This window comes from Ramlibacter sp. (genome assembly GCF_035627355.1).
GTDB lineage: Bacteria > Pseudomonadota > Gammaproteobacteria > Burkholderiales > Burkholderiaceae_C > Ramlibacter.
Map to the genome: position 1 here is coordinate 58,408 of NZ_DASPLW010000011.1, position 23,043 is coordinate 81,450.

Consider the following 23,043-nt stretch of genomic DNA (forward strand, 5'->3'; position numbering starts at 1 on the left):
GCCCCGTCCAGTGACGGTCGGGTGGACCGCCGGCCGAGCCCGTCACGAGGCCCCAGCCGGGCACGCCGCCAGCCTACACGGCTTTGGCGAGGGCAACCATGGGGGCATCGGGTTTCCAAGCCAGTTGCACGATCAGCCCGCCCCCCACCACTGGCGTCGCTATGAACGAGCGGCTGAGCCTTGGCAGCTAGACTTGTCGAGCTACCAAAATCCTCCGGCTGAGGGCCCATGACCGCACTGCAACAAATCCTCGAATCCTTCCGCCAGACGGCCAAGACGGAGCGCGAAAAGGGCAACTACTTCGAGAACCTGGCCAAGCTGTACTTCACCCATGAACCCAAGTTCGCCGAGCTGTACAGCCAGGTGTGGCTGTGGGAGGACTGGCGGGCGGACTGGGTCAAGGCCGGGCACACCGACCCCGGCGCGGACACTGGCATCGACTTGGTGGCCAAGACCCGGGGCACGGACGAGTACCACGCGATCCAGGCCAAGTTCTACGACTCCGACAGCACCATCTACAAGAAGCAGGTGGATTCGTTTTTCACCGCTTCGGGCAAGAAGCCCTTCGCGCAGCGCCTCTTGATCCTGTCCACCGACAAGATCAGCCCGCACGTTGACGCGGCGATGCAGGGGCAGCACATCCCCTGCCAGAAGATCACGCTGGCGGACCTGGAGCTGAGCGCCATCGACTGGGCGGGCACGTTCAAGAAGCACGCCGTACAGCTCAAGGCGCGCAAGGAGCTGCGGGACTACCAGAAGGCTGCCATCGCGCAGGTGGTCGAGGGCTTGGCCCAGGCCGACCGGGGCAAGTTAATTATGGCGTGCGGCACCGGCAAGACCTTCACGGCGCTGCGGCTGGCCGAGCAGATGGCCGGAGCGGGCGGGCGGGTGCTGTTCCTGGTGCCGTCGCTAGCGCTGCTGTCGCAGTCGCTGACCGAGTGGACGCAGGAAGCCGCCACCCCCATGCACAGCTTCGCCGTGTGCTCGGACAGCGACGTGGGCAAGAAGCGCGACAAGGACGACGACTACCAGATGCTGGTGCACGAGTTGCAGTACCCAGCCACCACCAACGCCACGGCGCTGGCCCACGAAATCGGCAAGCGGCACGACGCCAAGCACATGAGCGTGGTGTTTTCCACCTACCACTCGATTGATGTCATCTCGCAGGCGCAAAAGCAGCACCACCTGGCTGAGTTCGACCTGATCGTCTGCGACGAGGCCCACCGCACCACCGGGGCCACCTACGGCGACGTGGACGAGTCCGCGTTCGTCAAGGTCCACAGCCAGCACACCATCAAGGCCAAGCGGCGGGTGTACATGACTGCCACGCCGCGCATCTACGGCGAGCTGGCCAAGGCCACGGCGGAGAAGGACAACGTGGCCCTGTTTTCGATGGACGACGAAGCTGTCTTCGGCAAGGAGCTGTACGTCATCACGTTCTCGGAGGCGGTGCGGCGCGGGCTGCTGGTGGACTACAAGGTCATCGTGCTGGCGGTGGAAGAGGCCCACGTCAACCGGCGCCTGCAAAACATTCTCAAGGACGACAACAACCAGCTGCGGGTGGACGACGCGGCCAAGATCGTCGGCTGCTGGAAAGCTTTATCGAAACAGGAGCTGGAGGGGGCCAAGGACCACGACCCCATGAAGCGGGCCGTCGCGTTCTGCCAGGTGATCGAGGTGCAGAAGGGCGCCAAGACCCACAAGGTCAGCTCCAAGAACATTGCGGGCATGTTCCAGGCCGTGGTGGATGCGTACCAGGAATCCGCTGATGCCGACGAGCAGCTGGCCACGCTCACCTGCGAGGCCGAGCATGTGGACGGCGGCATGAACGCCAGCCAAAAGGAAGCGAAGCTGAATTGGCTGAAAGCCCCCACGCCCGACAACACCTGCCGCGTGCTCAGCAACGTGCGCTGCCTGTCCGAGGGCGTGGACGTGCCCGCGCTGGATGCCGTCATCTTCCTGACCCCTAGGAATTCCCAGGTGGACGTGGTGCAGTCCGTGGGCCGCGTGATGCGCAATGCGCCGGGCAAGAAGCGCGGCTACGTCATCCTGCCGGTGGTGATTCCCGCCGGCCTTGAGCCGCACGAGGCTCTGAACGACAACAAGACCTATGCCGTGGTGTGGCAGGTCTTGCAGGCCCTGCGCTCGCACGACGACCGCTTCGACGCGATGGTCAACAAGCTCGACCTGATCGGCAAGGACACCAGCAAGATGGAAGTCATCGCCATCACCGACAAGCTGGCGAAGAGGCCCACCAGCAAGGGCACTGGCGCGAACAATGGGCAGGCCGGCAAGGGCTCGTTCGTCATTGGCGGGGCAGCGCCAAAGCCCCCGGCAGGCGACCAAGCCCACCTGCCCTTTGAGATCGGCGAGATCGAAAAGGCCATCTACGCCAAGCTGGTGCAGAAGGTGGGCAATCGGCACCACTGGGAGGACTGGGCCAACGACATCGCCAAGATCGCCCGCACCCACATCGACCGCATCACTGCCATTGTCGAGAACCCCGCCAACAAGGCGGAGCGCCAGGCGTTCAACAGTTTTGCCGGCGAGCTGCGCGACGACCTGAACCCCAGCATCGACAACGGCGAAGTGATCGAGATGCTGGCGCAGCACCTCATCACCAAGCCGGTGTTCGATGCGCTGTTTGCCGACTACAGCTTCGCGCAGCACAACCCCATGTCCAAGGCCATGCAGAGCGTGCTGGACGCGCTGCACGAGCACCGGCTGGACAAGGAGGCTGACACGCTGCAACGCTTCTACGACAGCGTGAAGATGCGCGCCGAAGGCATCGACAGCGCCAGCGGTAAGCAGAAGATCGTTGTGGAGCTGTACGACAAGTTCTTCCGCAACGCCTTCCCCAAGATGACCGAGCGGCTGGGCATCGTGTACACGCCCGTGGAGGTCGTGGACTTCATCATCCACAGCATCGACCACATCCTGCGCGCCGAGTTCGGGCAGACCCTGGGCAGCCAGGGCGTGCACATCATCGACCCCTTCACCGGAACCGGCACCTTCATCACCCGGCTGCTGCAAAGCGGGCTAATCGCTCCCGCCGAGCTGGCGCACAAATACAAGCACGAGATCCACGCCAACGAAATCGTGCTGCTGGCCTACTACATCGCGGCCATCAACATCGAGGCTGCCTACCACGGCATGGTCGGTGGCCAGTACCAGCCCTTCGAGGGCATCTGCTTGGCAGACACCTTCCAGATGTACGAGAAGGAAGACTTGATTGACGCCCTCCTGGTGGATAACAGCGCCCGTCGCAAGCGGCAGAAGAAGCTGAATATTCGGGTGATTGTGGGAAATCCACCTTATTCCGTGGGCCAGAAGGACGACAACGATAACGCGGCGAATATCAGATATCCGCAGCTAGACGCGCGACTGCAAAGCACATATGTTGCACGCTCTACCGGAAATCCACGCAGCTTGTATGACAGCTACATCCGAGCCCTTCGTTGGGCATCGGATCGTATCGGTGATGCAGGGGTGATTGGGTTCGTCACAAATGCCGGGTACATCGACGGAAAAGCAGCCGATGGACTGCGCAAGTGCTTGGCCGACGAGTTCAGCAGCATCTATGTGTTCCACCTGCGAGGGAACGCGCGCACCTCGGGTGAGCTGCGGCGCAAAGAGGCTGGCAACGTCTTCGGGCTGGGCAGTCGCGCCCCTATCGCAATCTCCATACTTGTGAAGGACCCGAAGGCAGCGCAGCATGGTCAGATTTACTTCTACGACATTGGTGACTACCTGAGTCGGGAGCAGAAGCTGGAGAGGGTCGGCGCATACGCCAGTGTGGCGGGCATTGCCGCCACAGGTGAGTGGCGCACCATCGTGCCAGACGAACATGGTGACTGGATAGCGCAGCGCAAGGCTGGTTTTGAGCTATTCATGCCCATGGGCGATAAAGACAAACAGGTGCCTGCAATTTTCTCTGCATTTTCCAATGGGGTTAAGACTAACCGCGATAGCTGGGTTTACAACGCATCGCGCGCGACACTTATCCGCTCCATGCGGTCAATGATCGACTTCTACAACGAGGCGGTGTCAGGTGAAGTCTTGGGGGATCTGAATGATTCTTCAAAGATCGGATGGTCGTGGGTTCTTCGGGAACGCTTTGAAAAAGGGAAGCGCGGTGTCTTTTCGGAAAAGAAAGTCATAAAAGCCGTGTACAGGCCATTCGAGCGACGGTGGATGTACTACGACGGGTTCTTCAACGAGAACCGCTATCAAATGACCAAAGCCTTCCCGACAGGAGAAGAAGAAAACTTGATGATCGTTGTCAAGCAGCGATGGTCAGGCCATGGACAGTTTGCATTGATGGTCCAAAACGTGATCGATGTGCAATCGGACGGTGGCACGCAGTGCTTCCCCTTCTATATCTATGACGAAGGAGCCGGGGTTCAAGGAAATACGGGGGAGCTGTTTTTCGAGCAGACGGCAGCACCGCGCAAGGGCCGCGACGCAATCACCGCAGAAGGTTTGGCCCACTTTCAGAGCGCGTACCCCGGCGAGGTCATCGGCAAGGAAGACATCTTTTACTACGTCTACGGCCTGCTGCACTCGCCCGAGTACCGGGAGCGCTTCGCCGAAAACCTGGCCAAGGAGCTGCCGCGAATCCCCTGCGTCAGGGGGGCTGCGAGCTTCTGGGCTTTCAGCCAGGCCGGCCGCAAGCTGGCCGATCTGCACCTGAACTATGAAACCGTGTCGCCCCATCCCATCACCATCGACACGGGCGGCAAGAAGCTGACCGATGCGGATTACCGCGTCGAGCAGATGAAGTACGGCAAGAGCGGCAAGGAAAAGGACCTGAGCACGCTGCACTACAACGCCAAGATCACGCTGCGCGGCATCCCGCTGGAAGCTTATGAGTACGTGGTGAACGGCAAGCCGGCGCTGGACTGGGTGGTGGAGCGCCAGCGCGTGAAGACCGACAAGGACAGCGGCATCGTCAACGACGCGAACGACTGGGCGGTTGAGACGATGGGCAACCCGCGCTACCCGCTGGAGCTGTTCCAGCGCGTCATCACCGTGAGCTTGGAGACGATGAAGTTGGTGCGCGCCCTGCCGGCGCTGGACATCGCGGAGTCCCCGGGCTCGGCTGGCGAGCGCCTCGACCTGCTGGCGGCTGCCGCTTAGGCCAATACTTGAGCATTCCGAGTGCCAGGCGGACAAGCAGGAGCAGGCGACCGAGGCGGTGCAGCGGCTGGCGAAGTCGGTGTGGCTGCTGGTGCAGTCGCCCAGGGCACCCTGGCCCCCAGCCCTTCTTGGTGTAGCCGGGTAGCTATGCGGGCCCGCGTGGTGCTCGTCGCCTGCTTCCTCGTTGCTGCTACGGCCACCGCCGCGGCTGCCGCCGACGCCACCATCAGCGGCTTGGTCGTGGGCGTCGCCGACGGGGACACCCTCACGGTGCTGGACGCCCAGTACCGACAACACCGGGTTCGCCTGGCCGGGATCGACGCGCCTGAAAAGCGCCAGGCGTTCGGCCAGCGGGCCAAGCAGAACCTGTCGGCCATGACGTACCTGCGGCAGGCCGACGTGCAAGGCGGGAAGTTCGACCGCTATGGCCGGATCGTCGGCAAAGTCACGGTCGGCGGCACCGACGTGAACCTGCGCCAGGTCGAGGTCGGCCTGGCTTGGCATTACCGGCGCTACGCGCGCGAGCAGTCGCCGCTGGACCGCGAGGCCTACGCCGCTGCCGAAAGCGCCGCTAAGGGCGCATTGAGGGGCTTGTGGGCCCTGCCCAGCCCCACGCCGCCATGGGAGTTCCGGCGCCGCGGTGCCCGGTCACGGCGGTGACCAGGCGAGCTGCGTGTCTGCGGCCAGGGGTGCTGCCGGGTGGCGCCCGGTGGCGGAGGGTCGGGGTGCGACGACATCCTCGCCTACGCTCCCCGCGCCTATACGTTCTCGTCACGGGGAGGGTGCGTGCACCACTGCCGGATTATCCTGGTCGCCAGCCACGCCGCGCTGTGTTGGCGGGGCCCCTGTGCGTGCTGTTGTGCTCCATGTGAAACATCTCGCAGTCGGTGCCGCACACAAGGAGAAAGCGGAGGCCTACAGCAGCCTCGGTGCTCGGCTCGATAAGGTGCGACATGGCCGCCCCTGCACCCAGCCGAGCCTTGTGGAAGGGCAGCATCAGCTTCGGGCTGGTGTTCATCCCCATTGCGCTGCACTCGGCAACCGTTGAGATTCGCCCGAAGATGCGGATGCTCGACGCCGACACGGGCGCACCCGTTGGCTACCAGAAGGTGGACAAGAGCACTGGCCAGGCCGTCGCCCAGGCCGACGTGGTCAAGGGCGTCGAGGTGGACAAGGGGCAGTTCGTCACGCTCACCAAGGATGAGATTCGGGAGGCGCTGCCCAAGACGACCCAGACCATCGAAATCGAGGCCTTCGTCAAGCTGGCGGAGGTGCCGACGGTCTACTTCAACAAGCCCTACCTGACCTCGCCGACCGGCAAAGCGGGCAAGGTGTACGCGCTGCTGCGGGAGGTGCTGCGCCGTACCGGCCGAGTCGGCGTGGGCCGCGTGGTCGTCACCAGCAAGCAGCACTTGGCCCTGGTGGTTCCGCACGGCGACGGCTTGGTCGTCAACCTGCTGCGCTGGCACGAGGAAATCCGCGACCAGGCCGGCCTGCCGCTGCCCGGCGACGCCAAGCAGGAGGGGCTGTCCGAGCGCGAGTTGAAGATGGGCGAGCAGCTGGTGCTCGACCTCGCCGACGACTGGCATCCCGAGCGATTCCACGACGAGTTCGCGGCGAAGGTGCAGGCGCTGATCGAGGCCAAGCGCAGCGCCGGCGAGGTCAAGCAGGTCGCGGAAATCATGGGGGCAGAGGTGCTGCCCTCCAGCGCCGAGGTCGTGGACCTGACGGAGCTCTTGCGCCGCAGCTTGAAAGGTGCCGATGCAGCGGCCGGCGCGGCAGCTGGGCCGGGAAAGAAGGCTGTCAAAGGGCGAACCGGCCCCACCAGCCGGAAGGCCGCCAACGACGAGCGAGAACGTGCTGCTGCGGCACTTAATTCGGGAGGCCAGTCCCGCTCGTCCACGAAGCCGGGAGCGAAGCGGAAGTCCGGGTAGAGCTGGCCATGCCGAAGCGCGCGGGGTACTCTCGGTCGGCCGCTGTGGGTGCAGGTTCAGCCCGCAGGGCGTAAGAAGAGCCCGCCGAAGCGGGCTTCGATGAAGCGAGTCAGTTCGGCGGCAACGCCGGTCGGCCTGCGCTGCGGGCGCGCGGCAGAAACTGACCTCGCGGCGTGCGCTTCTTCACTGGCGCCGAGTTTTCGAGCATCAGCATCTTGTCCAGCGCGGCGAGAGCCTGTGGGTCGCGCTGCTTGAAGTATTCGACCGCTTTTGTAGGAAACCACTCGGTCGAGAGCAACTGCAAGAAGTCCCCTAGGAACTGCACCGGGTACAGGTTGGCCTCGACCTCACGGCCGTCGGGAAAGGTGTGCAAGTACACAGGCAGCGCGTCCGTGTCCACGCCACGGCGCTCACGGAGGAACTTGCACAGCATGCGGCCATGCGCGATGTCGGGCATCATTGATTCGGGTAGGCGGTAACCTTGCGCTTCCATCGGCGCGACGAGCCGGTTCGTCATCTCCTGCAGCACCGAGAAATAGCCGGTGGGGATCTTGTGATAGTTCAGCATGTGCCGCTCGATGTGGTACGGCAGCTTGCTCGGGGTGAGTTTCCCCGTCATCCAGTCGTGAACCCACTCCGTCACCTGTACGGCGAAGTCCGCGGACAACCACTGCGCCAGGTGCAGGGCGACCTTCGGGTGGACCCAGGTGCTCGGCACGCCGTCGGGCGTTCCAGCGCGCACCTCCTGCACGAGGTCCAAAACTCGGATCTGAGTTTTGGCCTCTAGCGCCCGCAGGAACTTGCCCGTGGTCTCCAGTCGGTGGAAGTTGTACCAGCGCTTGCCCGCTGCGTTGCACAGCTGGGTGGCGTTGATGTACCCGTCTTCCGCGCGCTGCTGAATCAGGCTTTCGGCCACCTTGTGGTCAATGAGAGAGAGTGAGAATTGATGCGAAGGCACGGATAACCCTTTCAAGTGCCTTGCGTCGGGATTACCCGCAGTTGCATTGCTGCAATGCAGCACATATAATCACCGACGCGGTTCAGAAAACCGTCGCGCTTGATATCTTGGCGGATGCGGCGCGGCGGAACGAAGGCCCAAACCAATACCGGCACATCGAGAGGTGATGCCGGTTTTCTTTGGGGCTTTAGGATTATGGCTGAGTTTGCATCCAGTAGTCATCCGCAAAAACCGCGAGCTGCGGTCTTTATTTCTGACCGATCAGTCATTAACTGCTCAGTTCGCCTTCCGGAACCTCGCCGGCGAACTGGGTAGCCCTCTTGCGGCCGAACTTCGTCACCTGGTCCGGCCGGCTCACGACTGCCCTTCCGCCGCAGGCGGCCAGCACCGCCACCGCGGCCAAACCTCCAGGCTGATGAGGCGTGGACGGCTTCTCGCACATCGGCATGCGGTGAAATGTGGCTGTGGTCAAGATCCCGCCCCCCATGCGCGCGCTGGGCAAGCTGCACCAGCCCTTCACCAGCCGCAGATGGATCGTCCAATTCGAGAGCGACAGCCACGGCTGCTTCGCCTTCATCGAAGCCGACAACGGCGCGCGCCCCAGAACGCGCATGGAGAGGGCCACCATCGCCGCCCTGCGGGTGGACCTCAAGACCAAGCTTGGTGTTGATTGCAGCGTCCTGTTCCCCCAGGTGACCGACGCCCTGGCCATGCTGCCGGGCGGCCCGCATGTCATCGACGGGGAAGTTGGCGTGATGCCCCCGGACGACACCAGCAACTTCGACTTGGTCCAGCCCTCTGCGCATAGAAACCACTACTTCCCGGGCGGCCCACGGGCCGTCTACCGCGCTTGCGACCTGCTGGTGCACGACGGCAAGAGCGTGACGGCGTTGCCGCTGATCGAGCGAAAGGCCCTGCTGGAGCAGCTCTTGTCCAACGCGCCCAAGAGCACGATATTCGTGGGCGACTTACCGGCCGAGGTGGGCCTGTACCGTGCCATGGCCCCCGGGCAGGTCGAGGGGGCTGAGGCCCACCTCGCCATCTACAAGTCGTCGGCGTCTGGCTGGCCGGCGGGTCGGCAGTCGGTTGCGACGCCGCCGTGTTCGAGGTGCTGCGCCGTGACCCCGAGAAGCCGCTGCGGATGAGTGCTTCATGTGAAACACTCATCCGTTCGCGCACGGCGACCGGCACCATCAGGCACTCGTAGCCGCCGGCCAGCGCCTTGTCATCGAGCTCCAGCAGCACCGGCGCGCTTGGCGCCGGAGTTCGGAACCGCCACCATCTGGGCCGGCCCGCCCGCGCTCGTCGGCAAGGCGGGCTTCTCGCGGCGGCGCTCGTTCATCAGGCGGCTGCCGATCTGGCCCTTGACCCGGGAAGGCACCTCGCGGCGCTCCAGCGCGTGCATCTGCTCGACCAACGAACGCTCGGCGCGCGCCAGGCGATTGCGGACAAGCCTCGCGCAACGACCCGCAAACCGGCGAGCTGCCCGAGCGGGCGAAGAAACCCACTGGGTTTTCGGCGGAAACCAACTGGGTTTCGCCGCCTACACCGGGCTAGGGCCGGACCAGCAAGCGCCACGCAGCTGTTACGCCTGCGGCGCGTAAGCCCCACTCGGTGGTCACGCCCAGCTAACGCCAGAGCTAACGGTGAGGTAACGCGCGGCGCGTTACCACTCCCGGTCGATCAAAGCCCCGCGAGGCCGTGAACCGGACTTGGACGTCGGGAGGGCACCGAGGAGACCTGGGTGCGCAACGGTGCGCAGCTGCGCACCAGAGTGCGCACTGACAAAGAACTTGGCCGAGTGCTCTTGCGCGAACGGCGGGCGACCCAGCTGCTTCTCGACCAGCAGGCGCCCGCCTGGCATCCGCAAAGCGTCCGCAAAATTTCCGCATTGGATGCGGACAGCGAGCAGCCGGCGCTGGCCGACCCAGAGGGGTGGCCCATGGGAAGCACGATTCCAGCGCCTTCGGCCAGCGGCGCTTGAGTCTCCTTTGTTGGTTGGGGTTGAGGTTGGGGCTGCTTGAGGTACTTGGCCGCCGAGTCGTCGGGGAAGACATACACGGTCACAGCTGACCGCAGATGGCATGCTCTAGATGGTGTCCGTCAGCCGGTCAAGGCGCGGCCTCGCCCAGGGTCTCGACTGCACCGGTTGCCGGACCAATAGCCCGGCCCTGCTGTCCGCCATCCGGTGCAATGGCGCGGTCCATGTGTCCGGGAGCCGGACAAGGCTTTGCGTTTTCCATCAGCCGCGGCGTTTTCGCGTAAGCGCCGCGCCGGAACAGGAGTTCAACACCGGCGTCGTAGTGGGGGTGGTGGTCCAGCTTGAGCCAGGTGAGGGCGTACCAGCTTGCGCGATTCGGGCGCTGGCCCTTGACGGTCTCGAAGATGAACCCGCCATCGAGCAGTTGCTGTTTGGCGCGCGCGATGACATCCACGCTGTTCCAGCCGCGGTCGCCCAGCCGTTTCCTGCTGATCATCAGCTGGCCGTTGTTGTGGCCGCTGTACTGGCGCGCGATCTCCAGCAGGAGGCTGCGCGCCGGGTAGCCCAGGTCCTGGAAGGCGGCGCTGTCCATGACCACATGGGGCACGAGGACGAAGCGGTCGCCATCCCGGCGCGACTCGCCGATCCTGCGGCGCAGGCGCGCGTCAAGAGCCATCTTGAGCCTGCGCCAAGCGGCCACCGCCGCCGATGCCGTAGTGCTGCTGCACGGCTTCGAGACTGCGGTGCCGGAGCAGGTGGCCTTCGCGCTCGGAGATGAACTGCACGGTGCCGTCCTCCGCGTCGGTGCGCCACAGCGCCACGCCCGTCGCCGCCAGCTGCGTGCGCAGCCGGCCGAAGCAGGCCTCGGCACGCTGGCTGGTGGGTTGGTCGAGATCGTTGCGGGTCTCGGCCCCGAGCTCGTCAAGAGCCTCGCGCAGCTTTTCGATGGGCACCTCGCGGGTCCATGCCCCGCGGGACAGAATGATGGTGGGGCGGCCGTGCTCGTTGTGCGACGGCTCGGCGGCGATGCCCTGGAGCGCGGCGTCGGCGCGGGCCGTCACCAGGGCCTTGTGGGAGGGCCGTGCCATTACAACAGGCTCCCGGCCGCAACTTCGGGGTGCTCGCGCAGCTGGCGCTCGATGAACTTCGCCAGCTGCGCGCGCGGGTACAGCACGCGGTTGCCCACAACGGCGTAGGGCGGGGCGCGGCCACGCTTGCGCCAAGCGACGGCGGTGCCGGGCTTGATGTCGAACAGGGCGCACAGGTCCGGCTCGGTCAGGCAGTCCAGCAGCTGCGCCAGCGCGCTGGCGGCCTGTGCCGCTTTGACCTGCTGCACCAAGTCGGAAAGTGCCGGCACACCGGCCTGCGGCCTGCCGTCGGCGTCCGGCTGGGCAACGAGGGGATCAGCAATTTCGGTGGTCATGGGTCTTGTCGGGTACATCGACAAGACCACTCTGGACTACTTCAGGTGTACGGACTAGCGCCATGCAGCGCAGGCTACGTACTCTGCGCCGCAGAGTACGGGTAATCAGCCGGCAGAGCGCCGTGGCTGCTGGCCATTCGCCTTGCCCTTCCACACGCGGCACCAGCGGGTGATGACCTGGCTGCTCTGCAACACAGTGAACTCGTCGAGCATGTCCCGTGCGAACTGCTCCGCGCTGCTGTACTTGGTCGGGTTCAGCTGCCACTCCTCCCAGCGCTTCTTGACCTTGCCCTTGGCGTGATGCTTGGGGTCCTGCGCGTGGCGCAAATCTGCCGACTTCGACTTCCTCTTGCTGCGCAGCCGAAAGAAGTTGGCGAGCCGCGCTTGGTCGCCGGCGTGAATGAAGGCGACCATCCCCAGCGCGCGGGCGAGCTGGTCGATGCACGGCTCGGCTTGTCCGAGCCGGTGCTTCCTGTGCGCCTGTTGCAGATGCCAGAAGAAGGTGCTGTAGTGGAACGCGAATGCCCCATCGGCGATCCACTGGTCCGCGCGGCCGGCCAGATCGGATGCCATCAGCACGCGCTCGCCGGCGTCATGCAGCGCTTGCAGCGACGCGAACCGGCGCCTGGCCTCATCGCGCACCGCGTGCACCGTCCTGCGGATCGAGCCGCGCCAGCCGGCCTGTGAATCGTCCGGGCCGACGATGGGGCTGGCAAAACCCTCGAAGTTGACGGCCTGGGGCAGCACGCCGAACTCCGGGATGACGAGCCAGTTGTCGGGGTCGTTCTGGCGATCTTCCCAGGGCTCCTCCGCGCTGGCGGCCAGTTCCTCTTCAGGCTCCCAGTCCGCGGGGGGCGGCTCCGGCGCGGGAAGCGCTGCCAGTTGCGCTTCCAGCCATTGAAGTTTCCTTTTCGTGTTCATCCGTACCTCACCAATTGCCATCCGTCGGCAGCAGCGCTCGCCCTTGGCAACAGCCGGTCGGCCACTGCCACCCGCACGCAGCCCGCGTTAAGCTGCTGCTTTCGCATCGCCGCTGCGCACCAGCGCGGCGTGCACGTCGGCCGGCTTGATATCGGTGTAGCGGCGCAACATCGACCAGGTGCGGTGCCCGGTGAGCAGGGCCACGCGCGGGATGTCCAGCCCCATGCGGAAAAACTCTGCGGTAGCGCGATGCCGCAGGTCGTGAAAGCGCAGGTCGGCAATCGGCGGGTCCAACGCCGCGCAGGCGCGGGTGAACGCGGTGGACACCGAGGCGGCGCGCACGCCGAAAATGCTGCCCTCGGTGCGCTCGGCCACCAGCGGCTCCACGATGGCCCAGGCGTCGGCCAGCAGAGGCACCACCTGGTCGTTGCCGTGCTTGTTGTTCGGGTCCTTGCGGTCGCGGATGACCACGGTCTTGCGCTCGCGGTCGAGGTCTTCCACCTGGAGCGAACAGATCTCATCCTGGCGCATCCCAGTGGCCAGCGCGAAGCGGCACAGCGTGACCATGTCGATGCGCTGGCGCGGCCGGGCGTGCCAGTGCTCGTACAGGCGGCGCAGTTCCTCGTCCGAGGGCTCCCGGGCGCGTTGCCTGGAGCGGGTGCTCAGGCCCCGGTATTTGAGGCTGGCGCGCGCCTCCAGCGCGAGCCGCTCGGGGATGTCCAGCTGGCGGGCATGCCGGCCCCACTTGAGCACCGACGACAGGAACGACAGGTCGGCGGCGATGGTGACGCCGCCGGCGCCGGCCTTGAGGCGCCGGTCGATGAAATCGCGCAACACGCCGGCGTTCAGGCTGGCCAGCTTGACCCGCCCCAGCTCGCGCGAGAGCATGGTCAAGGTGACATCCTTGGTCTTGCCCAGGCTGCGGCGCAGGTTTTCGCGGTACTTGTCGATGAGGTCGCCGACGGTGGCACCCTTGGGCACCGGCATCACTCCGCTGGCGGCAAGATGGTGGGCCTGAGCCTCGGCTTCCTGCCCCCAAGCGCGCGCCTCCCGCTTGGTGGCGAAGGTTTTGCCGCGGTAGAGTCCGCCCTTGCGTACCTGCACACACCACTTGCCGCTGGGGATCTGGAAAACCGTCGGCATGTGCACCCCGTGTGTGTCCGGTCGTGCACCCATTATGTACCCCAGCCCCAGCCGTGTGCACCCCGTGTGCACCCCGATGCGCAAACGGGGCCTGAAAGCACCAGCGAGTGACCGAAAAAACCGTTGAAAATCAACTAGATAGGTCGAGGCGAATATCTGTCGCTCCGATGATGGACTGGACGGACCGCCACTGCCGGTATTTCCACCGGCTGCTGAGCCCCCACGCCTTGCTCTACACGGAGATGGTGACCACCGGCGCGCTGCTGCACGGCGACGTGCCGCGGCACCTGGACTTCAACGGGGAGGAGCACCCGGTGGCCCTGCAGCTGGGCGGCAGCGAGCCGGCCGAGCTCGCCAAGTGCGCGCGGCTGGGCGAGCAGTGGGGCTATGACGAGATCAACCTCAACTGCGGCTGCCCGAGCGAGCGGGTGCAGCGCGGCGCCTTCGGTGCCTGCCTGATGGCCGAGCCGGCGCTGGTGGCCGACTGCGTCAAGGCGATGGTCGATGCGGTGGGCGTGCCGGTGACGGTGAAGCACCGCATCGGCATCGACCGCGAGGAGCACTACGGCTTCGTTCGCGACTTCGTCGGTGCGGTGGCCGAGGCGGGTTGCCGGGTCTTCATCGTGCACGCGCGCAACGCCTGGCTCAAGGGCCTGTCGCCCAAGGAGAACCGCGAGGTGCCGCCGCTGCGCTACGAGGTGGTGCACCGGCTCAAGCAGGAGTTCCCGCAGCTGCAGATCCTCGTGAACGGCGGGATCACGACGGACGAGCAGGTCCGCGAACAGCTGGCGTACGTCGATGGCGTGATGGTCGGCCGCGAGGCCTACCACAACCCCTGGTGGCTGGCGTCCTGGGAACGGGACTTCTTCGATGCGCCGCCGCGGGCGCACAGCCGCGACGACGTGGAGGCGGCCATGGCCGCCTACATGGCGCGGCAGGCGCGCGAGCACGGCACGCCCTGGAGCGCCATCGCCCGCCACATGCTGGGGCTGCGCAACGGCCTGCCGGGTGCGCGTCGCTGGCGCCAGGTGTGGAGCGACCACCGGATCAAGGACCTGGATCCGCGCGAGGTGATGGACCTGGCGCACCGCCCCGCCACCCTGGCAGCCTGACGGCCAGCGCCGGGTCGCCGCCCGCAATTCCGCGCTTGCGGTCGCGCCCAAATGCTTTAAACTTAAATTATCCAGGCTTGGAGTATCCGGATGAAGATCGTCTGCATCGGCGGCGGCCCAGCGGGGCTGTACTTCGCCCTCCTGATGAAGAAGCAGGACCCGCGCCACGACATCACCGTCGTCGAGCGCAACAAGCCCTACGACACCTTCGGCTGGGGCGTGGTGTTCTCCGACCAGACGCTGGGCAACCTGCAGGCGGCCGACCCGCAGACCGCCGGCGAGATCCTGGGCGCCTTCAACCACTGGGACGACATCGAGGTCAACATCCGTGGCGAGCGGATCCGCTCGGGCGGCCACGGCTTCTGCGGCATCGGCCGCAAGCGCCTGCTCAACATCCTGCAGAAGCGCTGCGAGGAACTGGGCGTGAAGCTGGTGTTCGAGCAGGACGTGCAGGGCGAGGAGCAGTACCCCGACGCCGACCTCATCATCGCCAGCGACGGTCTGAACAGCCGCATCCGCACGAAATACCAGGCGACCTACCAGCCCGACATCGACGTGCGCCAGTGCCGCTTCGTCTGGCTGGGCACGCACAAGCTGTTCGAGGCCTTCACCTTCGCCTTCGAGGAGACCGAGCACGGCTGGTTCCAGGCCCACGCCTACCAGTTCGACGGCGACACCTCCACCTTCATCGTGGAGACGCCGCAGGACGTCTGGGAGAAGGCCGGCATCGACCGGATGGAGAAGGAGGAGTCCATCGCCTTCTGCGAGCGGCTGTTCGCGAAGTACCTCGACGGCCACAAGCTGATGTCCAACGCGGCCCACCTGCGCGGCTCGGCGCAGTGGATCCGCTTCCCGCGCGTGGTATGCAAGACCTGGGTGCACCACAACGGCCGCCAGCCCGTCGTGCTGATGGGCGATGCCGCGCACACCGCGCATTTCTCCATCGGCTCGGGCACCAAGCTGGCGCTGGAGGATGCGATCGAGCTGGCGCGCTGCATCGGCAAGGCGGGCGGCGACCTGAACCGCGCCCTGTCCGACTACGAAGCGGTGCGCAGCGTGGAAGTCCTGAAGATCCAGAACGCGGCGCGCAACTCCACCGAGTGGTTCGAGAACGTGGCCCGCTACGTGAACCTGCCGGCGCCGCAGTTCGCCTATTCGCTGCTGACCCGCAGCCAGCGCATCAGCCATGAGAACCTGCGCCTGCGCGACAAGGGCTACGTGGAAGGCTACGAGGACTGGATCGCCCGCGCCTGCGGCATCCAGCGCGCCCCCGCGCAATCGCCGGTGCCGCCGATGTTCACGCCGTTCCGCCTGCGTGGCACGGAGCTGAAGAACCGCGTGGTGGTCTCGCCCATGGCGCAGTACCTGTGCCAGGACGGGCAGCCGGCCGACTACCACCTGGTCCACCTGGGCGCGCGCGCCATGGGCGGTGCCGGCATGGTGGTGGCGGAGATGACCTGCACCTCGCCGGATGCGCGCATCACCCCCGGCTGCCCGGGCCTGTGGAACGAGCAGCAGCAGGCGGGCTGGAAGCGCATCGTCGACTTCGTCCATGGCTTCTCCGACGCGAAGATCGCGATGCAGCTGGGGCACGCCGGCCCGAAGGGCTCGACCCGCGTGCCCTGGGAAGGCGAGGACCAGCCGCTGGAAGCGGGCAACTGGCCGCTGCTGTCGGCGTCTCCCGAGCAGTACATCGACGGCGTGAGCGACTGGTCGCGCGCCATGACGCGCGCCGACATGGACCGGGTACGCGACGACTTCGTGCGAGCCGCACGCCTTGCCGCCGGCGCCGGCTTCGACTGGCTGGAGTTGCACTGCGCCCACGGTTACCTGCTGTCCAGCTTCATCTCGCCACTCACCAACCAGCGCACCGACGACTACGGCGGCCCGCTGGAGAACCGGCTGCGCTATCCGCTGGAGGTGTTCCGCGCCATGCGCGCCGTCTGGCCCGAGCACCTGCCGATGTCGGTGCGCATCTCGGCGCACGACTGGGTGGAAGGCGGCATCACGCCCGACGACGCGGTCGAGATCGCCAGGGCGTTCAAGGCGGCCGGTTGCGACCTGATCGACTGCTCGTCGGGGCAGGTGAGCAAGAAGCAGAAGCCGGTGTACGGCCGCATGTACCAGACGCCGTTCGCCGACCGCATCCGCAACGAAGCCGGCATCGCCACCATGGCGGTGGGCGCCATCACCGACGCCGACCAGGTCAACAGCATCATCGCTGCCGGCCGCGCCGACCTGTGCGCCATCGCGCGTCCGCACCTGGCCAATCCGGCCTGGACGCTGCTGGAGGCCGCCAAGCTCGGCTACGGCGACGTGAAGTGGCCGGTGCAGTACCTGTCCGGCAAGGCGCAGCTGGAGCGCAACCTCGAGCGCGAGAAGGCGATGGCCGCGCAGGCCGCCGGCCTGTCGCCGCTGGAGCAGGCCAACCAGGCGCAAGGCGTCTGACCCCCGATTCACAGGAGACACCATGACGAACGACACGCAGGACCGCGTCGACCCGGCGCTCGTCGCCGGCAACCAGAAGGCGCTGGCCGGCTACCAGGCCAGGCACTTCGGCTGGTCGGTGCAGGGCAAGGTGGCCACCATCACGCTCAACCGGCCCGACCGCAAGAACCCGCTCACCTTCGATTCCTACGCGGAACTGCGCGACCTGTTCGGCCAGCTTCGCTACGCCACGGACGTCAAGGCGGTGGTGGTGGTGGGCGCCGGCGGCAACTTCTGCTCGGGCGGCGACGTGCACGAGATCATCGGCCCGCTGGTGCGGCTGGAGGCGCCCGAGCTGCTGATGTTCACCCGCATGACCGGCGACCTGGTCAAGACCATGCGGGCCTGCCCCCAGCCCATCGTGGCGGCGGTGGACGGCGTCTGCGCCGGCGCCGGCGCCATCGTGGCGATGGCGTCCGACCTGCGCCTGGGCACCGCGCGCAGCAAGACCGCTTTCCTGTTCAACCGGGTCGGCCTGGCCGGCTGCGACATGGGCGCCTGCGCCATCCTGCCGCGCATCATCGGCCAGGGCCGCGCCAGCGAGCTGCTCTACACCGGCCGCTCGATGTCGGGCGAGGAGGGCGAGCGCTGGGGCTTCTTCAACCGCCTTTGCGACCCGGAGGCCGTGTTGCCCGAGGCGCAGAAGCTGGCCGCCGACCTGGCCGACGGCCCCACCTTCGCCAACGGCATCACCAAGACCATGCTGCACCAGGAATGGGCCATGACGCTGGAACAGGCGATCGAGGCGGAAGCCCAGGCGCAGGCCATCTGCATGATGACCGAGGACTTCAAGCGGGCCTACCACGCCTTCGTGGCCAGGCAGAAGCCGGTGTTCGAAGGGAACTGAAGGTGGCCGACCGCGACTACCTCGACTGGCCCTTCCTCGAGCCGCGCCACAAGGAGCTGGCGCTGGCCCTGGACGACTGGGCCACGCAGAACATCGCGCACGCGCACGGGCCCGACGTCGATGCCGAGTGCCGCTCGCTGGTGAAGGCGCTGGGCACCGCCGGCTGGCTGCGCCACGCGGTCGGCGGCGGCTTCGGCGCCGCGCCGGCCATCGACACCCGCGCCATCTGCCTGATCCGCGAGACGCTGGCCCGGCACAGCGGGCTGGCCGACTTCGCCTTCGCCATGCAGGGGCTGGGTTCGGGCGCCATCAGCCTCCAGGGCACGGCCGACCAGAAACAGCGCTACCTGCCGCGAGTGGCGGCCGGCGAGGCGATCGCCGCCTTCGCGCTGTCGGAGCCCGACGCCGGTTCGGACGTCGCCGCCATGCAGTGCAGCGCCCACGTGGACGGCGACCACGCCGTGCTCAATGGCGAGAAGACCTGGATCTCCAACGGCGGCATCGCCGACTTCTACGTGGTGTTCGCGCGCACCGGCGAGGCGCCGGGCGCCCGCGGCATCTCGGCCTTCATCGTGGACGCTGGCACGCCGGGTTTCGAGATCGCCGAACGCATCGAGGTGATCGCGCCTCACCCGCTGGCGCGCCTGCGCTTCACCGATTGCCGCGTACCGCTGTCGCAGCGCATCGGCGAGGCCGGCGAAGGCTTCAAGGTGGCGATGCGCACGCTGGACGTGTTCCGCACCTCGGTCGCGGCCGCCGCGCTCGGCTTCGCCCGCCGGGCTATGGACGAGGCGCTGCAGCGCGCCACCAGCCGGAAGATGTTCAACCAGGTACTGGCCGACTTCCAGCTCACCCAGGCCAAGCTGGCGCAGATGGCGACCACCATCGACGGCTCGGCGCTGCTGGTCTATCGCGCCGCCTGGCAGCGCGACCAGGGCCGGAACGTCACGCGCGAAGCGGCCATGGCCAAGCTGACCGCCACCGAAGGCGCGCAGCAGGTGATCGACGCCGCCGTGCAGCTGTTCGGCGGCCTGGGCGTGGTCAGCGGGCAGCCGGTCGAGACGCTGTACCGCGACATCCGCGCCTTGCGCATCTACGAGGGGGCGAGCGAAGTGCAGCAGCTCATCATCGCCCGCCAACTGTTGAAGGGAGATCGGAAATGAGCCACCAGGTGGTGTTGCCGGCCGGCTGGCCGCGTCCCAAGGGCTATGCGAACGCGGTGATCGCCACCGGGCGCCAGCTGTACATCGCCGGCATGATCGGCTGGGACGCCGACCAGCGGTTCCACAGCGACGACTTCGGCGCCCAGGCCCGCCAGGCGCTGCAGAACATCGCCGACGTGCTGAAGGAAGCGGGCGCCAAGCCCCAGCACATCGTCCGCATGACCTGGTACGTGACCGACAAGCGCGAGTACCTCGCTGCCGGCCGCGAGGTCGGCCAGGCCTTCCGCGACTGCATCGGGCACTACGACATCGCCATGACGGCCATCGAGGTCAAGGCCCTGATCGAGGACCGCGCCAAGGTCGAGATCGAGGTAACGGCGGTCATCCCCGACTGAGGACGCCCCCCTCGCGCGCGCCGGCGCACTCGTCGAGCAGCCACTGCCGCAGCTCGGCCACGGCCGGGCTCTCGACGCGGTCGGCGGGCGTGACCAGGTAGTAGCCGAGGTTCGCCAGGGCGTGCTGCACCGGAACGACCAGGCGCCCGGCGTCCAGCTCGGCCGCCATCAGGTAGTCCGGCATCAGCGCGACACCGAGGCCGGCCACCGCCGCCTGCAGGGAGAAGGAGAACAGCTCGTAGCGCGGCCCGGCCAGTGCGTTGGCGTCGGTGACGCCGGCCGAGGCGAACCACTCGCGCCAGGCGTACGGGCGCGTGGCCTGCTGCAGGAGCGGCAATTGGGCGAGCTTGCGAGGCGTGACCTTGCGTGCCGGCGCGATCAGTGCCGGGCTGCAGACCGGCACCACGCGCTCGGGCATCAGGAAGGTGGCCTGGGTGCCGGGCCAGGGGCCGGTGCCCGCGTAGATCGCGGCGTCCAGCCCCGAGTCCTGGAACAGGAAGGGCCGGGCCCGGCTGGCCAGGTGGACCGTCAGGTCCGGGTTGCGCTCGCGCAGCCCGGGCAGGCGCGGCACCAGCCACTGCGTCCCGAAGGTGGGGACCACGCCGAGTTCGACGCTGCCGCCGCGGCCGCGCCGCCCCTGCAGGTCCAGCACCTCGCGCTCCATGTCGTCGAGCGCGCGGGCCACGTGCCGGTAGTAGGCGATCCCGGCGTCGGTGAGCGCGATGCCGTGGCGGGTGCGGCGGAACAGCGGCACGCCCAGCAGGTCCTGCAGGGCCGCGACCTGCCGGCCGACCGCGCTCTGCGTCAGCGCCAGTTCGGCGGCCGCGGCCGTGAAGCTCTGGTGGCGTGCGGCCGCCTCGAAGGCGGCGAGCATGGCGGTGCCGGGCAGCTTGCGTCGCATGGGAGTTCCTCCAGTTCTGCAATTCTTGCAGAACTGCGTGCAAAACCCTCATTTGCCGTGGGAACCACTGGCGACTAGAGTTGCCGTGTCCCAAGACTTTCCTGCACATCTGAAATGAGCCAAGCCAAAGCCAAGGCCGCCTTCAACTGGGCCGATCCACTGCTGCTGGACCAGCAGCTCACCGACGACGAGCGCGCCGTGCGCGATGCCGCCCACAGCTATTGCCAGGACAAGCTGGCGCCGCGCGTGCTGGAGGCGTTCCGCAGCGAATCCAGCGACCCCGGCATCTTCCGCGAGATGGGCGAACTGGGCCTGCTGGGCCCGACCATCCCCGAGCAGTACGGCGGCGCCGGCCTCAACTACGTCTGCTACGGCCTGATCGCGCGCGAGGTCGAGCGGGTGGACTCCGGCTACCGCTCGATGATGAGCGTGCAGTCCTCGCTGGTGATGGTGCCCATCTTCGAATTCGGCAACGAGGCCACGAAGCAGAAGTACCTGCCCAAGCTGGCCACCGGCGAGTGGATCGGCTGCTTCGGCCTGACCGAGCCGAACCACGGCTCCGACCCGGCCAGCATGATCACCCGCGCCCGCAAGGTCGATGGCGGCTATCGGCTCACCGGCAGCAAGATGTGGATTTCCAATTCGCCGTTTGCGGACGTGTTCGTGGTCTGGGCCAAGGACGATGAGGGCGCCATCCGCGGCTTCGTGCTGGAGAAGGGCTGGAAGGGCCTGTCGGCGCCCAAGATCCACGGCAAGGTCGGCCTGCGCGCCTCGGTCACCGGCGAGATCGTGATGGACGAGGTGTTCTGCCCCGAGGAGAACGCCTTCCCCGAGGTGCGCGGCCTCAAGGGCCCGTTCACCTGCCTGAACTCGGCCCGCTACGGCATCGCCTGGGGCGCGCTCGGCGCCGCCGAGGACTGCTGGCACCGGGCCCGCCAGTACGTGCTGGACCGCAAGCAGTTCGGCAAGCCGCTTGCCGCGAACCAGCTGATCCAGAAGAAGCTGGCCGACATGCAGACCGAGATCACGCTGGGCCTGCAGGGCTGCCTGCGCCTGGGCCGCATGAAGGACGAGGGCACCGCCTCGGTGGAGATCACCTCGATCATGAAGCGCAACTCCTGCGGCAAGGCGCTGGACATCGCGCGCCTGGCGCGGGACATGATGGGCGGCAACGGCATCAGCGACGAGTTCGGCGTCGCCCGCCACCTGGTGAACCTGGAGGTGGTCAACACCTACGAGGGCACCCACGACATCCACGCGCTGATCCTCGGTCGCGCGCAGACGGGCATCGCGGCGTTCTGATCCGCGGTGGTGGGGCACGGTCAAGCATGAAGTCTGCTGCCGGGCGCTTGGCGATCAGCACTGGATCGTGTTGCGGCAGAACCGCTCCAGTTCGCGCACCACTGCCTGTTCGCCGACCGGGTTCACCGCCCGAGCCCCGACTTCCAGGCTGAGCTTCATTTCGTACTTGCGGAAGAACTCGCCGAACAGCTCCCCGCCCAGGGTGGCGAAGGCAGTGAGGGTGTCGGCCTTCGGATCGTGCTCGAGCAGGACGGCGCACAGCGGCTGCTCGGCCGGCCCCGACAGCACGCGCGCACCCTGCGCGGGGTCGTACTGGCTGTTCTCCGAGCAGCAGTGGATCAGTTCGTCGCGCACGCCCTTGGCCGCGCGCGTGCGGCGGAAGCTGATGAAGCTCACCTGTCGGGTCGGATAGACCAGCCGGTGCGCGCAGATGGCGCAGAACGCCACGATGCTGCGCCTGGGGCCGACCCCGCCGGGCCATGCGTAGCTGTCGTGCTCCTTCGTGGCGAGGGTCGCCGGGGGAGCCGCCTTGCCCAGGTCCAGCAGGAAGGCGGGCGTCGCCTCGTACGGGTAGTGGAAGACGTAGTTGGTCAGCGGCCGGAGGCTGGAAGCCTTGAAGGGCCGGCGTTGTTCGTCGACCAGCAGCGCCCTCGAATACGCCTTGGGCCGCGCGTCGGCGGCCCAGGCCTGCGGCAGCGCCGCCGCTGCCGTGGCGCAACCCAGCCGGGCGGCACAGGATTCGATGAAGCTGCGACGGTCCATGCGGGACTCCTTGCGGGCGACGTGCGGAGCCGCAGCGTACATCCGATCGCCGCCGGGAATGGCTCGTCCGGGAGGCGCCGGCGGGCGGACCGCAACGGGCCCGCCCCGGGCGTCCGTTCGACCCGATCAGCGCGTCGCAGGCGTGGCCGGCGCAGGCGAGGGGCTGCCGCCCATGGCGCCGGTCGGCTGTCCGCTGTCGCGCATGCGGGCGAAGGTCTCCTGCGACACCAGCCGCGCCTGGCCGTCCTGCATGACCAGCGCCACGGCAGGGGGTGCGGCATTGCCGGTACCGACCAGCATGCCGTTCGGGCCGGCGGTCACCACCGCCAGCGGGTGGCGCTCGTCCCAGCCGAGCGTGGGCATGTACTGGTGGCGGTCGTGAAGCGACGTGCGGTTCCAGTCCACCGGTGGCGGCGAGGCGCAGCCGCCCATCGCGAGCAGCGCGGCGCCCAGGAGCGCGAGACGGGCCGGGGCCAATCGGGGCTTGTTCATCGGGACCTCCCTGCGGACCGCGCGACGTGCGCGGACTCCCGCTCAGCCAATTAGAGGTTCGAGCCGCGGCCGCCGTGTGTGTG

General features: G+C 67.0%; 20 protein-coding genes. 10 read left to right on the forward strand and 10 right to left on the reverse strand.

What is annotated here, in order from left to right; translation table 11 throughout:
- Nucleotides 1–228: 228 nt before the first annotated feature.
- The 3 genes from VEC03_RS04645 to VEC03_RS04655 all read left to right on the forward strand — a co-directional run bounded on the left by VEC03_RS04645 (nt 229) and on the right by VEC03_RS04655 (nt 7,073).
- Nucleotides 229–5,139 carry a DEAD/DEAH box helicase gene (locus tag VEC03_RS04645; protein WP_324913041.1) on the forward strand — a complete coding sequence of 1,637 codons (4,911 nt, stop codon included), beginning with the start codon at nt 229–231 and terminating at the stop codon, nt 5,137–5,139.
- Nucleotides 5,140–5,298: 159 nt separating this feature from the next.
- Complete coding sequence (locus VEC03_RS04650; RefSeq protein ID WP_324913042.1) at nt 5,299–5,799, forward strand: thermonuclease family protein; 501 nt, start codon at nt 5,299–5,301, stop codon at nt 5,797–5,799.
- 293 nt (nt 5,800–6,092) lie between these two features.
- Nucleotides 6,093–7,073, forward strand: coding sequence for a Ku protein (locus tag VEC03_RS04655; protein WP_324913044.1), 981 nt, complete (start codon nt 6,093–6,095; stop codon nt 7,071–7,073).
- A 109-nt stretch (nt 7,074–7,182) separates the two neighbouring features.
- Here VEC03_RS04655 and VEC03_RS04660 read toward each other — a convergent pair whose 3' ends face one another.
- The gene (locus VEC03_RS04660) at nt 7,183–8,031 is read right to left on the reverse strand and encodes a KilA-N domain-containing protein (RefSeq protein ID WP_324913045.1); all 849 of its coding nucleotides are present in this window, start codon (nt 8,029–8,031) and stop codon (nt 7,183–7,185) included.
- A gap of 485 nt (nt 8,032–8,516) precedes the next feature.
- On the opposite strand from VEC03_RS04660, the gene VEC03_RS04665 reads away from it, so the two are divergent.
- Nucleotides 8,517–9,176: a hypothetical protein gene (locus VEC03_RS04665; protein ID WP_324913046.1), complete on the forward strand. Its 660-nt coding sequence runs from the start codon at nt 8,517–8,519 to the stop codon at nt 9,174–9,176.
- 80 nt (nt 9,177–9,256) lie between these two features.
- On the opposite strand, the gene VEC03_RS04670 is transcribed toward VEC03_RS04665, so the two are convergent.
- The 6 genes from VEC03_RS04670 to VEC03_RS04695 form a co-directional block, all read right to left on the reverse strand.
- On the reverse strand, nt 9,257–9,448 hold the full coding sequence (locus tag VEC03_RS04670; RefSeq protein WP_324913048.1) for a hypothetical protein: 192 nt from the start codon (nt 9,446–9,448) through the stop codon (nt 9,257–9,259).
- 694 nt (nt 9,449–10,142) lie between these two features.
- A complete protein-coding gene (locus VEC03_RS04675) occupies nt 10,143–10,688 on the reverse strand; it encodes a hypothetical protein (RefSeq protein ID WP_324913049.1) in 546 nt (181 codons plus the stop codon).
- The gene (locus VEC03_RS04680) at nt 10,678–11,073 is read right to left on the reverse strand and encodes a hypothetical protein (protein ID WP_324913051.1); all 396 of its coding nucleotides are present in this window, start codon (nt 11,071–11,073) and stop codon (nt 10,678–10,680) included. The genes VEC03_RS04675 and VEC03_RS04680 overlap by 11 nt, the downstream gene beginning before the upstream one ends.
- Before the next feature lie 26 nt (nt 11,074–11,099).
- Nucleotides 11,100–11,435 (reverse strand): helix-turn-helix domain-containing protein, encoded by a 336-nt coding sequence (locus VEC03_RS04685; RefSeq protein ID WP_324913052.1) that lies wholly within the window; start codon nt 11,433–11,435, stop codon nt 11,100–11,102.
- Nucleotides 11,436–11,540: 105 nt separating this feature from the next.
- The gene (locus VEC03_RS04690; RefSeq protein WP_324913053.1) at nt 11,541–12,356 is read right to left on the reverse strand and encodes a hypothetical protein; all 816 of its coding nucleotides are present in this window, start codon (nt 12,354–12,356) and stop codon (nt 11,541–11,543) included.
- An 87-nt stretch (nt 12,357–12,443) separates the two neighbouring features.
- Entirely contained in the window at nt 12,444–13,499 is a 1,056-nt protein-coding gene (locus tag VEC03_RS04695) for a site-specific integrase (RefSeq protein WP_324913131.1), read from the reverse strand.
- Nucleotides 13,500–13,606: 107 nt separating this feature from the next.
- Here VEC03_RS04695 and dusA point away from each other — a divergent pair, with 107 nt between their 5' ends.
- The 5 genes from dusA (at nt 13,607) to VEC03_RS04720 (ending at nt 19,503) form a co-directional block, all read left to right on the forward strand.
- Nucleotides 13,607–14,611 carry a tRNA dihydrouridine(20/20a) synthase DusA gene (gene dusA / locus VEC03_RS04700; protein WP_324913054.1) on the forward strand — a complete coding sequence of 335 codons (1,005 nt, stop codon included), beginning with the start codon at nt 13,607–13,609 and terminating at the stop codon, nt 14,609–14,611.
- A 90-nt stretch (nt 14,612–14,701) separates the two neighbouring features.
- Nucleotides 14,702–17,059: a bifunctional salicylyl-CoA 5-hydroxylase/oxidoreductase gene (locus VEC03_RS04705; protein WP_324913056.1), complete on the forward strand. Its 2,358-nt coding sequence runs from the start codon at nt 14,702–14,704 to the stop codon at nt 17,057–17,059.
- Between the two features lie 22 nt (nt 17,060–17,081).
- Nucleotides 17,082–17,945, forward strand: a complete 864-nt coding sequence (locus tag VEC03_RS04710; RefSeq protein WP_324913058.1) for an enoyl-CoA hydratase family protein — start codon at nt 17,082–17,084, stop codon at nt 17,943–17,945.
- A 2-nt stretch (nt 17,946–17,947) separates the two neighbouring features.
- Nucleotides 17,948–19,108 carry an acyl-CoA dehydrogenase family protein gene (locus VEC03_RS04715; RefSeq protein ID WP_324913059.1) on the forward strand — a complete coding sequence of 387 codons (1,161 nt, stop codon included), beginning with the start codon at nt 17,948–17,950 and terminating at the stop codon, nt 19,106–19,108.
- Nucleotides 19,105–19,503: a RidA family protein gene (locus tag VEC03_RS04720; protein WP_324913060.1), complete on the forward strand. Its 399-nt coding sequence runs from the start codon at nt 19,105–19,107 to the stop codon at nt 19,501–19,503. The genes VEC03_RS04715 and VEC03_RS04720 overlap by 4 nt, the downstream gene beginning before the upstream one ends.
- Here the strand turns inward: VEC03_RS04720 and VEC03_RS04725 are convergent.
- The gene (locus tag VEC03_RS04725) at nt 19,490–20,404 is read right to left on the reverse strand and encodes a LysR substrate-binding domain-containing protein (RefSeq protein WP_324913062.1); all 915 of its coding nucleotides are present in this window, start codon (nt 20,402–20,404) and stop codon (nt 19,490–19,492) included. The genes VEC03_RS04720 and VEC03_RS04725 overlap by 14 nt on opposite strands.
- Before the next feature lie 114 nt (nt 20,405–20,518).
- Between VEC03_RS04725 and VEC03_RS04730 the strand changes: the two genes are divergently transcribed.
- On the forward strand, nt 20,519–21,706 hold the full coding sequence (locus VEC03_RS04730; RefSeq protein ID WP_324913063.1) for an acyl-CoA dehydrogenase: 1,188 nt from the start codon (nt 20,519–20,521) through the stop codon (nt 21,704–21,706).
- Nucleotides 21,707–21,760: 54 nt separating this feature from the next.
- Here VEC03_RS04730 and VEC03_RS04735 read toward each other — a convergent pair whose 3' ends face one another.
- Both VEC03_RS04735 and VEC03_RS04740 read right to left on the reverse strand, forming a co-directional pair.
- Nucleotides 21,761–22,468: a (2Fe-2S)-binding protein gene (locus VEC03_RS04735; RefSeq protein ID WP_324913064.1), complete on the reverse strand. Its 708-nt coding sequence runs from the start codon at nt 22,466–22,468 to the stop codon at nt 21,761–21,763.
- Nucleotides 22,469–22,594: 126 nt separating this feature from the next.
- Nucleotides 22,595–22,960: a hypothetical protein gene (locus VEC03_RS04740; RefSeq protein WP_324913066.1), complete on the reverse strand. Its 366-nt coding sequence runs from the start codon at nt 22,958–22,960 to the stop codon at nt 22,595–22,597.
- Nucleotides 22,961–23,043 lie beyond the last annotated feature (83 nt).